Source organism: Microbacterium sp. USHLN272 (genome assembly GCF_037149655.1).
Classification (GTDB): Bacteria; Actinomycetota; Actinomycetes; order Actinomycetales; family Microbacteriaceae; genus Microbacterium; species Microbacterium galbinum.
This window is the reverse complement of record NZ_JBBCRA010000002.1, coordinates 276766-289172: the sequence shown is the minus strand read 5'-3', so window position 1 is coordinate 289172 and position 12407 is coordinate 276766. Positions and strand designations below refer to the sequence as shown.

The following is a 12407-nucleotide window of genomic DNA, read 5'->3' as shown; positions in this document are numbered from 1 at the left end:
TTCAGACCCGTCTGACCGATAGCATCTGCCACCCCTCGGGCACCTTCGCCGTGAGCGCATCCATGTCCTCTGCTTCGATCTCGCGGACCCCATCGCGACGCTCGAAACGAGCGGTCGTCTCGATGCCCTGCGCGCCCTTCAGCATGCGCGCCGGCGCCGAGACGAGGTCGAATCCAGTTGGGGCGTGCTCGGCGAGCTGCGCGTGCACGTCTTCGAGCGAGTCGCCCACGAGTTCGACGGTGTGCGATTCGACGGGGCGGATGAGAGCGACGAGCATCAGTCCAGCCTAGGCACTCTGGGTGCGTCCAAGAGCGTCGGGTCGGTGGTCACGTAGAGCGGCAGGTCGACGGCCTTCCCGTGGCCGAGGATCTCGGGCGTGCTCGGATCGGGGAGCGAGCGGCGGAACTGGCCGAGCGCGATCCACTGCTCGAGGCCGGGGAGCGTGCGCAGCGCCGCGCACAGCGTCGCCGTGTGTTCGTCCTCGAAGAATCCGAGCCACGTGCCGACCGCCTCAGCGAGCACGTCGCCACGGTCGCCCGCGGTGGCGCGCAGCTCGTCGAGCACAGGCCGGGGGTCGGAGGTGTATCGGTTGCGGGAGCAGATCGCGTCGAGCGTGACGCTGAGCTTCACGGTGGGGGAGAGTCCTGCAGAGGGCATGACCGGATGTCCTTTCTCCGGCCGAGGATGCGAGTCTACGACGCGGCGCCGACGTCGTGCAGACTGGGCGCATGAGTGAGGATCTGGATCGTGCGCTCGGGCGCCTGAGCGCCGCGGCTACCGAACGTGACGCCGCACAGGGGCGCGTGGCCGCGGCGGCGCGTGCGGTCGCGGAGGCGATCACTGGTCGGTCGGCGGAGGGGGCTGCTGATCGAGAGCTCGCACGAGCCCTGTACTGGGACTATCCCGATGTCCCGGTGCCCGTGATCGGCGCGCTGCTCGGCGTCGCGACGAACCGCGTCGCCGGGGTCGTTGGTGGACGGGTGGTGGAGCGGCCGTGCGTGAACGGGTGCGGGCGGATGGCGGCGTGGACGATGCGCTCCCGGAATGAGAGCAGGAGCGCGTCGACGGAGTGCGCGACCTGCGCGGAGGAGCGTGGCAATCGGGGGCTTCCGCGTGGATGGGCGATGCGCCCGGTGGGGACCTGAGGCCCGGTCGGCATGTAACATGATGTTGCACTCTGGTGTCACATCGTGTTACACTTCTTGTGTCGGGCAAGGTGCCCGGCAGGAGGGAGGAACCGGTGGAAATCATCGGCATCCTCACCGCTCTGATCAACATGATCACGGCGGTAATCCTCTGGCAGACAGCGAAACGGAACCGACGCCGCGACTGACAGAGGAAGGCCCCGAGATAACGCAAGTATCTCGGGGCCGACTCCCTCCACCATACCGAAGGGAACACGCGATGGAACTGCTCATCGGCACCATCAGCATCGCCGCGCTCGCGCTCAGCGTCGCCGCGCTCATCGTCGCAATCCGAGGCGCACGCCGTGGCCGCTGACCCCGCCGAGCGCATCCGCGAGGCCGTGACGCAGCTCGAGACGTGGCGCGCTGAGCGTGATGCCGCGATCCGTGCGGCGGCCGAAGCCGAGCCGCCGATGACGCCGACGGAGATCGCGCGCGCATCCGGGCTCTCACGGATGCAGGTCTACCGCTTACTCAACGAACAGCAGCCGCCGACCGATTGACGGCGCTCGCGAACTCGACGGCGTCGCGGTACTCCTTCGCCTTCGCCTCGATGATGATCACGCCGTCGGGCACCTCGATCGTCACGTAGCACTTCGACGTGTTCTTCCGGGCGACGGCACCGACGACGAACCCGATCGGTCCGGCGATGAGCGCGCCAGCACCCATGCGGGTGAGCGTCGAACGCTGAGACGGAGCGCCCTGCGTAGCCTCGGCCTCCGCACCCTGCACGCTCACGGACTTGCCGCCACCCTTCAGCACGCCATCGCGCAGCTTGTAGCCGCCGAAGTCAGCGCTGGGGAGGCGGGCCGGAGCCTCCGCGACCGGGGCGGATGGCACCTCGATGTGCTGCTGCTCAGCGCCCGTTGCTGAGCGAAGGGCTTCGAGGAACTCGCTCGACGATCCTGAAGGGTCCAAAGCGAATGCGAGGGCGGACCTGGAGGGGTCGGGGGTGGCCGACCAGCCAGATGCAGACACGCGCAGGTACTCGGTCTTGCCGGGGATGACGTCGAATGCGGTGATCTTGGACAGCGGGATCTCCGAGCGCTTCGACGAGCGAGCGATGCGCGCGCGGAAGCTGTAGTCGAAGACCAAGTGCGTATCCGTGAGGGTTGCCGTGCCGTCGGTGCTTCGATGCTCGATAGCGGTGCTCATGACGCCGACTATACCGACGGGTGTCGGTGGTCGACGGCAGGATCGGAACCGTGACGCCTGAACGACTCCTCGCATTCGAAGCCGCCCACCCGACCCACTCGACGGCGAAGGAAGAGCTGATCCGCTCCGAGCTCGGCATCACTCCCGTGCGTTACGTCGTGCTGCTCGCGCGCGCGGCGGCATCCGCCGAGGGGGTGAGGGCTCATCCGATGACCGCGCGCCGCGTCCGCGACGTCGCGATGTCGCGCGCACGTACGCGCGCGTTGCGCGGTCGCGGGAGCGCGTCGATTGGGGGCTCGAGATCCATCGTTTAGTCGTGGTTTTGCGGGCGTACATGGGTGTACCGATGCGTACCCTTGGCGCGGAATGACGCGGACGGTGCACTAAAGTACATCTACGTACCGACTACCTTTCAAACGGGGGTTACGGGTTCGAGTCCCGTAGTCGGCTCTCAGATCTGAACATTTCTCCGTCCCCTTCACGAGACCACGACTGATGACGCAGCCGCAGTACCGGACCCGTGCCTCGCGACGGCAGAGCATCCGCGCCGACATCCAGGGCCTGCGTGCCGTGGCTGTTCTCCTCGTGCTGCTTTTCCATCTCTGGCCGAACCGGGTCACCGGGGGATACGTCGGTGTCGATGTCTTCTTCGTGATCAGCGGGTTCCTCATCACGGGGCATCTGGTGCGGGACTTCCAGAAGAACGGTCGGATCAGTCTCAGCCGGTTCTGGTCTCGCCGCGCCATCCGTCTTCTCCCGGCGAGCCTGGTCGTCATCGCCGCCTCGCTCATCGCCGTGCTCGTTCTGGTGCCGGCGAGTCAGATCGTGCAGTTCGTCACCGAGGGAGCGGCGAGCGCGGCGTACGTCGTCAACTGGGTGCTCGCGGCCTTCAGCGTCGACTACCTCGCAGCCGACAACCTTCCGTCGCCCTTCCAGCACTTCTGGACGCTCTCGGTCGAGGAGCAGTTCTACATCCTCGTGCCGCTGCTGCTGGTCATCGCCGCGGCGATCACGCGCAGCCACTCACTGCGTACCTTCCGGATCGTGCTCGGGAGCGCAGCGCTCCTGTCGCTCGGCTACGGGATCTGGCTCACCGCGACCACCCCGGCCGTCGCGTACTTCTCGACCTTCACGCGGGCGTGGGAGTTCCTCGCGGGAGCTCTCCTCGCGCTCGTGCCGATCGCCCTTTCGCGAGGGGCATCGGCCGTGGTCGGCATCCTCGGGGTGGCGGGCATCATCGCCTCGGCATTCCTGCTCGACTCAGCGGATGCATTCCCCGGCTGGATCGCCCTGCTCCCCGTGCTCTCGACGGTCGCCGTGATCGCTGCCGGTCCGACCTCATGGGTCGACCGCGCATCCCGGTTCCGCCCGGTGCTGTGGCTGGGGAACATCTCGTACTCGCTGTACCTCTGGCATTGGCCGCTCATCGTGCTCGTCCCGTATGCGACCGGTCGGCCGCTCAGCACGGTCGACAAGATCCTCATCGGCACCGCATCGATCGCGCTCGCGTGGCTGTCGTACAGCTTCGTCGAGTCGCCGGTGCGGTTCAGCCCTCGGCTCGACCGCGCACGCCGGCCCGGATTCGTGTTCGTCGCGATGGCCGCGTCGATCGCCCTCATCGGGGGAGTGAGCTTCGGAGCCGGTGCATACACGAACGTGAAGATCGAGGCCGCGAACGAGGCCGCACAGAAGATGCTCGCCGACGGCGCGAACAGTGAGTGCTTCGGCGCCGGTGCCGTCGACCCGACCCGCGACTGCCCACCGGATCCGCTCGGGGACGCACTCATCCCCGACCCCGCGGCCCCGGGCACCGACACCAATCGCGTCGAGTGCTGGACGGGAGTCGACAGCGCCGCCGTGAACGTGTGCAGCCTGGGGCCGGAGTCCGGGTACACCCGCACGCTGTTCGCCGTCGGCGACTCGCACAACAGCACGCTGATCGACACGTACGAGACCATCGCCGAGGAGATGAACTGGCGGATCGATCTCACCGGTCACAACGGGTGCTATTGGACCGCACGGGAGCAGGACGATCCCAACCTCGGTCACCGTGAGAACTGCACGGCGTGGAAGGCGAACATCACCGACTGGCTCGATGAGCGTCCGGCGTACGACGGTATCTTCACCATGCACGCCTCGTCGCGGTGGCAGGCCATCCCGGTCGACGGTGAGACTCAGAACGAGGCGACGGCGAACGGCATGAGCGAGGTGTGGGCGACGCAGGCCGCCCGCGGAACCAAGATCCTCGCGATCCGCGACAATCCCGTGCAGCGCGACGACGTCAAGGCCTGCATCGACATGAACCGCGACGATCCGAACTCCTGCGCTTTGCCGCGTGATCAGGCGCTCGCCTGGTACGACGGGTCCGAGGATGCCGTCGCGGCCACGCCCGGTGCCACCCTCATCGACTTCACGTCCATTCTCTGCAACGAATCCGTCTGCCCGGTGGTCATCGGTAATGCCGTCGTGTACAGCGATCGGGACCACATGACCGGGGAGTTCGCGCAGACCCTGGCGCCGTACATCGCGGATGCCGCGAAGAAGGCGCTCGGGGACTGAGCCGGGCCCTGGTCACTCGTGCGGGTGTTCTCCGCGCAGCAGTTCCGCACGCTGATCGGCAACGCCGCTCGGGATCGTCTCGCCGTAGGTCGTGACGTCGGGGCCCGCGGAGGTCTTCTCGATGCCGCAGACGGCCGCGCCCTCGTTGCCGTCTCGATCCGTGGGCACGACCACGAACCAGGTCGTCTGCTCGGCCAGCCACTCGACGGTGCCCCGGTCGCTCGCGTACGTCGCGCCGCCCGCGTAGGCATCGACCTTCTCGACGCACATCGTCACGAGCTCGCCGTCGGTGGGATCGGACGCGACCGGCGGCGACGAGGGGGCGGGCGCCGTGGACGGGCTCGACGAGGGAGCGGGCGTGGCCGTGGACGTGGGCGCAGTGGTCGCCGTTCGCGTCGGAGCCGGCGTCGCCGAGGATGCGGGGATCGGAGTTCCCGTGCAGCCCGCGAGCAGCGCGACGAGAGCGATCAGGGGGACGACGGCAGAACGGCGCATTCCTGAATGCTATTTCACGGTGATCACGGACTGCGCGTTGGTCGCCGTGTCGCACATCGTGATCCGCCAGACGTCGGAACCAGCGTCATCGACCCGGGCCATCTCGATGATGAGGGGGCTGGGCCACTCCTCGCCCGAGCGGTCGGCTGCCGTGAAGGCACTCGTTCCCGCCGTCTGCTCCGCTTTCGTGAGGGCGACATCGCGGCTGGCGAAGACCTCGAGGGTCCGCACGTCCGCGAGCGTCTCCCGCCCCGCCGCGGGATCGTCGACTCGCTCGCCGAAAGCATCCGTCCGACCGCTCGCACTGCGGATGCGCCACGCCCACCGCTCGTCGAAGTACTCCAGCCGCAGGCCGACGATGGAGCCGCCCACGGCCTCGGACTCGCTCGGCAGCGCCTCGAGGAAGTCGGTCGGCCAGATGAACTCGGCGGGCATGCACGTGCCGGGGTAGTTCTCGCCCACCGCAGCGGGCGGGTCGGGGACGGATCCCGCGCACCCGCCGAGCATCCCGGTGAGGGCGACGGCGACGATGGCGACGGATGGTCGGCGGAGGATATGCATGCGGTGAGAGTATCCCGAATCGGAAATACCCCACGGGATCCATCGGTTGCGACGAGTATGACTCGTATCGGAAACAGCGACCTTGATGTCTTCCCGCTCTCTCTCGGCGGCAACGTGTTCGGCTGGACGGCCGATCGCGACACGTCCTTCGACGTGCTCGACGCGTTCGTGGCGGGCGGGGGCGACTTCATCGACACCGCCGACGGTTACAGCGCGTGGGTGCCCGGGAACTCCGGCGGCGAGAGCGAGACGATCATCGGCGAGTGGCTGGCGTCGCGCAAGCCGCAGGGCGTCACGGTCGCGACGAAGGTGAGCACGCACCCGGAGTTCCGGGGACTCGCGGCAGCGAACATCCGCAACGCTGCCGAGGCATCGCTCGCGCGTCTCGGCGTCGACGCGATCGACCTCTACTACGCCCACTTCGACGACGAGAGCGTGCCCCTCGAGGAGACGGTCGGCGCTTTCGGTCAGCTCGTGACCGACGGCCTCGTGCGCAACGTGGCCGTGTCGAACTACTCCGCCGATCGAATCCGCGAGTGGATCGAGATCGCGCAGCGCACGGGTGCCGGGCTGCCCGTCGCCGTTCAGCCGCACTACAACCTCGTGCATCGCAACGACGTCGAGAACGAGATCATCCCGGTGGCCGAGGAGTTCGGCCTCGGACTCGTGCCCTACTACTCGCTGGCGAGCGGCTTCCTCACGGGCAAGTACCGCTCCACCGAGACCGCGGGGCAGTCCTCGCCCCGCGCCGAGGGCGCCGCCAAGTACGCGACTCCCGCGGGCCTGAAGATCATCGACGCCCTCGAGGAGATCGGCTCCGCGCACGGAGCCTCGATCGCCGCGACGTCGCTGGCGTGGCTACGCGCGCAGCCGACGGTGGCAGCCCCCATCGCGAGCGCCCGCACGGTCGAGCAGGTTCCCGACCTCCTCGCCGGCGCTCGCCTGGAGCTGAGCGCCGACGAGGTGCAGACGCTCGACCGCGTCTCGGAGTGGACTCCCGCTCAGGCCTGAGCGGCCACCGGCGTCCTCACCAGAGGAAGGTGACGCCGACCGCGGCCGCCACACCGATGGCCGCGGTCGGCCACCAGAACCACCGTCGACGCGCGGGGAGGAACGGCAGCGAGCGACCGCGCAGCGCGAGCAGTCCGACCGCTGCCAAGGTCGGCGCGAGAGCGACGCCCCACACCCAACCGCCGACCGCGAACCACGGGCCGCTGTGCCAGAGCAGCAGGAGCCCGGCGAGCGCCCACACGAGGTCGCTGAGCGAGGGGAGCAGTGCCTTCGCGCGGAGGGCCCGGAGCAGCGCGACGACACCGAGCGCCAGTGCGATGCCGAAGACCGACCATCCCAGGATCAGATACGGCTCGGCGGGGCCGGGGATCGGCGCACCCGAGAGATACGACATCGCGACGTAGTCGACGGTCGCGACGGTGTTCGACAGGGCGATGAAGGCCGTGCCGGCGTCGCGATCCATCGTGAGGATCGTGCGGAAGCCCGCTGTGCCGCCGTTGTGCCAGGTCTGAGTGCCGGCGCCGTCGAAGGACGCAGAGGTGATCCAGCCCCAGCCGATCTCGCCCTCCGCTCCCAGGGGAGCGGTCGGCTCGAGTGCGGCTGCGCCCGGCGCCGAGCCGTCGAGGTTGGCCTGTGCCCAGATCGCCAGGTCGGATGCCGTGGTGAACGTCGACGACCCCGCGGGCAGATATCCCTCCCCCCACCAGCGTGGTGCGGGTGTGCCGTTGAGGAGGAAGCCCGGAACCGCATCGACCGGCACCTCTGCGGCCGTCGCCGCGACCGTGGTGTGCTCCATCCCGAGCGGGCCGGTGAGGCGCTCGTCGAGCAATGTCGCATAGTCGTCGGCGCCGGCCGCCTCGACGAGTGCGGTGCCGAGGAGCGAGACGGCGAAGTTCGAGTAGACGGCGCCCTGGTCGGGGTCGACGGGGGCGATGGCCGCGTCGGCGATGAGCTGCGCCGTGGTCGACGACGCGTAGGCGTTGTCGTTGAGGATCAGGCTCGTCACCGCGCCGTCGGCGGCCGTCGTGCCCAGGCCGGGGAGTCCGGAGGAGTGCTGCGACAGCGACGCGAGGGTGACGTCGCCGGCATCCGTTCCCTCGAGGGCCGTGAGGTGCTCCGCGAGGCGATCATCGGGGGCCACCTCTCCGCGTTCGATCGCGTCGGCGAACAGCGCTCCGGTGAAGGTCTTCGTGATCGAACCGAGCTCGAACACGGTGTCGGGCCCGGGCGCCTCCGGGTGTGCGGGATCGGCGTCACCGAGACCGGCGAAGACGACGCCGTCCGGATCGATCAACGCGACCGACAGCGAGCGGAATCCGTCGAGGCCTCCCGGCAGAGTGCGGATGTTCTCCGCCAGGGTCTCGTCACCGCTCCAGGCCGAGCTCACGGTCTGCTGCTGCGGCCCGACGGCCGCGCCGAGGGCGATCGCGGCGACCGCGCCGCCCGCCAGGAGGCCGAGCACGGGACCGGGGGAGCGTCGCGCGGGCGACGTCGCTGTCGGGGTGGGGCCTGTGAGTGCGGGGGTGGGGGAGGTCACGGTGCGGCTGCTCCTCAGCTCGAGGCGATCATGGTCAGGACGAGGAGCGGCACGATGCGCGCCCCCGGCACTTCGTAGAACCCGCGGCGCGGGGAGGACAGCCACCCCGCGCTCACGAGCTGGCGGAGGTGGTGGTAGAGCTGGCCGGACGACGCGAACTGCTCCAGTTCGAGCAGCTCGGCGGTGGTCTGGGTGCCGGTGAGGATGACGCGCACGAGCTCGAGACGCACCGGGTGCCCCAGTGCTTCGAGGGGTCGAGCGAGTTCGCCCCAGTCCTTGCCGAGGAGCTCTTCCGCGTAGAGGCCGTACTGCCAGCGGATGGGCCCGGCCGGTACCTCGACGGCACCCGCCATCATCACCGCGCCGGGAGCCCGGCGTCCGAGTTCATTGACGAACCAGAGCGGATCGGCGGCGGGGTCCGATGTCGCAGCCCCCGGTTCCGGTGTCACGGTCGAGGCGTCGGCCGACGGCTCCTCGACCTGCGCACGCACACGCTCGAGTTCGCGTTCGAGGGCGTCGACCCGGCTTTCGATCGCGTGCAGCGCGTCACGTTCCATGGCTACAACCGTAGCAATAGTTCGTAATTACGGAGAAATCGAACTTTTATGATCCGCTGAACAGCACGATCACGTACACCGCGAAGACCGCGAGGTGCGCGGCGCCGTGCATGGCCGTCACCCGCTTCGCCGCGAACGTGGTCACCGAGAGCAGCAGCGTCACACCCAGCATCAGGAGGTTCGCCGGAGACTCGGCCAGCACCACGATCTGGCCGGTGAGCATGCCGATGACCAGTACGGCGGGGATCGTGAGCCCGACCGTCGACACCAGCGCCCCGTGGCAGAGGTTCACCACCCGCTGCGCCTCGCCCCCGAGAGCTGCCCGCACTGCGGTGAGGGACTCCGGCAGGAACACGATCGCGGCGATCAGCACGCCGGCCAGGGCGGCCGGGGCTCCGAGGCGACCGAGGCCGTCGTCGAGGAGCGCCGCCATGTCGTGCGAGAGCAGCACGATCGGGGTGACCGTCACCACGAGCAGGGCGAGGCGCACCAGGACCTCGGTGCGGTGCGCGGCGAGAGTCTCGCGGATGCCCGTGCGCGGCGCAGCGTCCGCGGCATCCGTCCGTCGCCGCAGGCGTTCGTCGACCTCGGTGAAATCGCCCGCCTGCGCCCCCATCTGCCGGAAGAGGAAGAATGCGTAGATCCCGAGGGTCAGGATCACGATCGGGATCTCCTGGCCGAGGGTGTACGAGCCGTCGCGGCCGATGAGAGCCGGGAGGGCGAACGCGAGCGCGACGAGCACCACGAGCATCGCCAGGTAGGCCGAGGTTCCCGTGCGGTTGTGCGCCATGCCGCGGTGGCGGAGACCGCCGAGCAGCAGTGCGAGACCGATCACGAGGTTCAGGATGATCATCGCGACGGCCATCACCGAATCCCGGGCGATGGTGGCGTGGTCGCCCGGTCCGAGCATGACGGCCGAGATGAGGATCACCTCGATCAGCACGATGGACAGGGTGAGTACGAGCGATCCGTAGGGGTCGCCCAAACGGTGGGCGAGGGCTTCGGCCTGCTTCACCACGCCGAACGCGCACACCAGGATCACACCGATGATCACCCCGAGGGCGACGATCAGCAGGGGGACGGCCACAGGGGCCGCGAGCAGGGGGTGCGCCAGCAGCACCAAGACGTAGGCGCCCCAGCCCAGGGCGATTCGGGCGATATCGGGTCGTCCGACGAACTGCTTCACAGCGGTGGGGATCATCATCCGGTTCCTTCGCGGGGCCGTCCCCGGGTGATGACGCGATCCGGGTCGTCCCGGCCGCAGCGTGCACCGTGCACACCCAGTATTCTACCGGCTGTGTCCGACGTATTCCTGGGCAGTACTCGTCAAGGAGAAGGGGAGCGCATCGCGCTCCGGAGAGGAGAAGCGGATGCTGGCGGTCGTCGTGCACATCGCGGTCGCCGCGATCGCGGGGTGGCTGGCCGTCGAGGCCGCGCACTACGCCCGGAAGCATCCGAATCGTGATCGTCGCGATCCGCGCCGCCTCCGACTGATGAAGATCCTGCCGATCGGCGGGTGGACCCTCCTCCTGCTCAGCATCCCCATGATCCTGCTCTCGGATGCTTCGCACGACGATGATCGCACCGCCATGTCGATCGCCTCGTTCGCGATCCTGGGCGGCGGCATCCTGTTCCTCGTCATGTACCGCAACTGGTACGTCGCGTTCGGCGACGAGGAGGTGACCTTCCGCACGCTCGCGGGTGTCACGCGCAGCTTCCGCTACTCCGACATCACCGACTACTCGGTACGGCGCTCGGATCAGGGGCCGATGCTCACGGTGCGCACCGCGCGCGGAGTGCGGCTGAGCCTCAACATCCGGATGTACGACGCCTCGCCGTTGCTCGCACAGCTGCAGTTCCACCAGGCGACGGGGCGTTGGGCGATCCGCGGAGAGCTACGCCGCTGACTGGTCCTCGTCGTCCTCGTCGTCGCTGCGCAGATGCGCGATGTGGGCCGCGTGCCGCTGCAGATGGTTCGGCGAGCGGCGCACGAACAGCCAGGCGACGACGAGCAGCGCGAACCAGATCGGCGTCACGAGCAGAGCCGTGAGGGTATCGGGCTGGGTGGTCAGCGCCCACAGGATGAAGACGAAGAACGCCAGCACGACGTAGACCATGAACACTCCGCCCGGCATCCGGAAGGCCGAGGCCGCGGCCTTCTCCGGGCGCCGGCGGCGGTAGACCACATAGCTGAGCAGGAAGATCGTCCACACGAACATGAAGCACACGGCGGAGACCGTCGTCACCATGTCGAAGGCGGTGCCGATGTCCTCGCCCGCGTAGAGCAGCACGACGCCCGAGAGCAGGAGGATGCAGGAGAGGAACAGCGCGTTCTGGGGCACGCGGCGCTTCGACAGGCGACCGAACAGCTTCGGCGCGTCACCGTCGTGCGCGAGCCCGAAGACCATGCGCGAGGTGGAATAGATGCCCGAGTTGGCGCTCGACATCGCCGAGGTCAGCACCACCAGGTTCACGACGGTCGCGGCGATGCCGAGGCCGGCCAGGGCGAACATCGCGATGAAGGGGCTCTCCCCGGCGACGTACTCGGTCCAGGGGGTCACCGCCATAAGCACGATCAGCGCGCCGACGTAGAAGAGCAGGATGCGGATCGGGATGGCGTTGATCGCCTTCGGGAGGTTCCGCTTCGGGTCCTTCGTCTCGGCGGCGGCGGTGCCGACCAGCTCGATCCCGACGAACGCGAAGACCGCGATCTGGAAACCGGCCACGAACCCCATGAACCCGTGCGGGAACATGCCGCCGTGGCTCCAGAGGTTCGCGAACGACGCGGTACCGGCGTCGTGCTCGAAGCCGGTGAAGATCATCACGAGACCGGTGACGATGAGAGCGACGATCGCCACGATCTTGATCAGCGCGAACCAGAACTCCATCTCACCGAACGCGGCGACCGTGGGGAGGTTGAGCGCGAGCAGGATGACGACCACGGCGACACCCGGGATCCACAGCGGGATGCCGGGGATGAGGGTGTTCGTGTACCCGGCGATCGCGATGACATCGGCGACGCCCGTCACCACCCAGCAGAACCAGTACGTCCAGCCCGTGAAGAACCCGGCCCACGGCCCCAACAGGTCGCTGGCGAAGTCGCTGAACGACTTGTACTTGAGGTTCGACAGCAGCAGCTCGCCCATCGCGCGCATCACGAAGAAGAGCATGAACCCGATGATCATGTAGACGAAGATCACCGAGGGACCGGCCACCGAGATCGTCTTGCCGCTGCCCATGAAGAGCCCGGTCCCGATCGCACCGCCGATCGCCAGGAGCTGGATGTGGCGGTTGCTCAGCGCTCGCCGGAGGTGCTGTTCTTCGTCGGTACTCTGCACGGTCACCCGA

15 protein-coding genes are annotated in these 12407 nt (G+C 68.4%); 6 read left to right on the top strand and 9 right to left on the bottom strand.

The genetic code is table 11. The annotated features are described in order from the left end of the window. Position 1: 1 nt before the first annotated feature. Together WFJ97_RS14705 and WFJ97_RS14700 are read right to left on the bottom strand one after the other, a co-directional pair. Entirely contained in the window at positions 2 to 277 is a 276-nt protein-coding gene (locus tag WFJ97_RS14705) for a hypothetical protein (protein ID WP_336642040.1), read from the bottom strand. Next, positions 277 to 657, bottom strand: coding sequence for a hypothetical protein (locus tag WFJ97_RS14700; protein WP_336642039.1), 381 nt, complete (start codon positions 655 to 657; stop codon positions 277 to 279). The genes WFJ97_RS14705 and WFJ97_RS14700 overlap by 1 nt, the downstream gene beginning before the upstream one ends. Positions 658 to 728: 71 nt before the next feature. Here WFJ97_RS14700 and WFJ97_RS14695 point away from each other — a divergent pair, with 71 nt between their 5' ends. Both WFJ97_RS14695 and WFJ97_RS14690 read left to right on the top strand, forming a co-directional pair. Then, positions 729 to 1145 (top strand): hypothetical protein, encoded by a 417-nt coding sequence (locus tag WFJ97_RS14695; protein WP_336642038.1) that lies wholly within the window; start codon positions 729 to 731, stop codon positions 1143 to 1145. Between the two features lie 344 nt (positions 1146 to 1489). Next, positions 1490 to 1687 (top strand): helix-turn-helix domain-containing protein, encoded by a 198-nt coding sequence (locus tag WFJ97_RS14690; RefSeq protein ID WP_336642037.1) that lies wholly within the window; start codon positions 1490 to 1492, stop codon positions 1685 to 1687. On the opposite strand, the gene WFJ97_RS14685 is transcribed toward WFJ97_RS14690, so the two are convergent. Then, entirely contained in the window at positions 1659 to 2339 is a 681-nt protein-coding gene (locus WFJ97_RS14685) for a hypothetical protein (RefSeq protein ID WP_336642036.1), read from the bottom strand. The genes WFJ97_RS14690 and WFJ97_RS14685 overlap by 29 nt on opposite strands. A gap of 50 nt (positions 2340 to 2389) precedes the next feature. On the opposite strand from WFJ97_RS14685, the gene WFJ97_RS14680 reads away from it, so the two are divergent. Further along, a complete protein-coding gene (locus WFJ97_RS14680) occupies positions 2390 to 2653 on the top strand; it encodes a DUF3263 domain-containing protein (RefSeq protein ID WP_336642035.1) in 264 nt (87 codons plus the stop codon). Between the two features lie 181 nt (positions 2654 to 2834). After that, on the top strand, positions 2835 to 4898 hold the full coding sequence (locus WFJ97_RS14675) for an acyltransferase family protein (protein ID WP_336642034.1): 2064 nt from the start codon (positions 2835 to 2837) through the stop codon (positions 4896 to 4898). A gap of 12 nt (positions 4899 to 4910) precedes the next feature. Here the strand turns inward: WFJ97_RS14675 and WFJ97_RS14670 are convergent, their stop codons facing one another. Further along, positions 4911 to 5393 carry a hypothetical protein gene (locus tag WFJ97_RS14670; protein ID WP_247625008.1) on the bottom strand — a complete coding sequence of 161 codons (483 nt, stop codon included), beginning with the start codon at positions 5391 to 5393 and terminating at the stop codon, positions 4911 to 4913. A gap of 9 nt (positions 5394 to 5402) precedes the next feature. Further along, positions 5403 to 5954, bottom strand: coding sequence for a hypothetical protein (locus WFJ97_RS14665; RefSeq protein WP_336642033.1), 552 nt, complete (start codon positions 5952 to 5954; stop codon positions 5403 to 5405). 57 nt (positions 5955 to 6011) lie between these two features. Here WFJ97_RS14665 and WFJ97_RS14660 point away from each other — a divergent pair, with 57 nt between their 5' ends. Next, positions 6012 to 6965 (top strand): aldo/keto reductase, encoded by a 954-nt coding sequence (locus WFJ97_RS14660; protein ID WP_336642032.1) that lies wholly within the window; start codon positions 6012 to 6014, stop codon positions 6963 to 6965. Between the two features lie 16 nt (positions 6966 to 6981). On the opposite strand, the gene WFJ97_RS14655 is transcribed toward WFJ97_RS14660, so the two are convergent. The 3 genes from WFJ97_RS14655 to WFJ97_RS14645 are packed head-to-tail and all read right to left on the bottom strand — an operon-like array spanning position 6982 to position 10260. Next, complete coding sequence (locus WFJ97_RS14655) at positions 6982 to 8502, bottom strand: serine hydrolase domain-containing protein (protein WP_336642031.1); 1521 nt, start codon at positions 8500 to 8502, stop codon at positions 6982 to 6984. A gap of 14 nt (positions 8503 to 8516) precedes the next feature. Next, on the bottom strand, positions 8517 to 9059 hold the full coding sequence (locus WFJ97_RS14650) for an ArsR/SmtB family transcription factor (RefSeq protein ID WP_336642030.1): 543 nt from the start codon (positions 9057 to 9059) through the stop codon (positions 8517 to 8519). Between the two features lie 46 nt (positions 9060 to 9105). Then, on the bottom strand, positions 9106 to 10260 hold the full coding sequence (locus WFJ97_RS14645; RefSeq protein WP_336642029.1) for a calcium:proton antiporter: 1155 nt from the start codon (positions 10258 to 10260) through the stop codon (positions 9106 to 9108). 169 nt (positions 10261 to 10429) lie between these two features. Between WFJ97_RS14645 and WFJ97_RS14640 the strand changes: the two genes are divergently transcribed. After that, entirely contained in the window at positions 10430 to 10966 is a 537-nt protein-coding gene (locus WFJ97_RS14640) for a hypothetical protein (protein WP_336642028.1), read from the top strand. Here WFJ97_RS14640 and cycA read toward each other — a convergent pair. Beyond that, a complete protein-coding gene (gene cycA, locus WFJ97_RS14635; protein WP_442928441.1) occupies positions 10955 to 12403 on the bottom strand; it encodes a D-serine/D-alanine/glycine transporter in 1449 nt (482 codons plus the stop codon). The genes WFJ97_RS14640 and cycA overlap by 12 nt on opposite strands. Between the last annotated feature and the right edge of the window lie 4 nt (positions 12404 to 12407).

What these genes read in the sequence shown, in the direction of transcription:
- WFJ97_RS14705 (WP_336642040.1), bottom strand. Translation starts at nt 277, where the DNA reads ATGCTCGTCGCTCTCATCCGCCCCGTCGAATCGCACACCGTCGAACTC.
- WFJ97_RS14700 (WP_336642039.1), bottom strand. Translation starts at nt 657, where the DNA reads ATGCCCTCTGCAGGACTCTCCCCCACCGTGAAGCTCAGCGTCACGCTC.
- WFJ97_RS14695 (WP_336642038.1), top strand. Translation starts at nt 729, where the DNA reads ATGAGTGAGGATCTGGATCGTGCGCTCGGGCGCCTGAGCGCCGCGGCT.
- WFJ97_RS14685 (WP_336642036.1), bottom strand. Translation starts at nt 2,339, where the DNA reads ATGAGCACCGCTATCGAGCATCGAAGCACCGACGGCACGGCAACCCTC.
- WFJ97_RS14675 (WP_336642034.1), top strand. Translation starts at nt 2,835, where the DNA reads ATGACGCAGCCGCAGTACCGGACCCGTGCCTCGCGACGGCAGAGCATC.
- WFJ97_RS14670 (WP_247625008.1), bottom strand. Translation starts at nt 5,393, where the DNA reads ATGCGCCGTTCTGCCGTCGTCCCCCTGATCGCTCTCGTCGCGCTGCTC.
- WFJ97_RS14665 (WP_336642033.1), bottom strand. Translation starts at nt 5,954, where the DNA reads ATGCATATCCTCCGCCGACCATCCGTCGCCATCGTCGCCGTCGCCCTC.
- WFJ97_RS14660 (WP_336642032.1), top strand. Translation starts at nt 6,012, where the DNA reads ATGACTCGTATCGGAAACAGCGACCTTGATGTCTTCCCGCTCTCTCTC.
- WFJ97_RS14650 (WP_336642030.1), bottom strand. Translation starts at nt 9,059, where the DNA reads ATGGAACGTGACGCGCTGCACGCGATCGAAAGCCGGGTCGACGCCCTC.
- WFJ97_RS14645 (WP_336642029.1), bottom strand. Translation starts at nt 10,260, where the DNA reads ATGATCCCCACCGCTGTGAAGCAGTTCGTCGGACGACCCGATATCGCC.
- WFJ97_RS14640 (WP_336642028.1), top strand. Translation starts at nt 10,430, where the DNA reads ATGCTGGCGGTCGTCGTGCACATCGCGGTCGCCGCGATCGCGGGGTGG.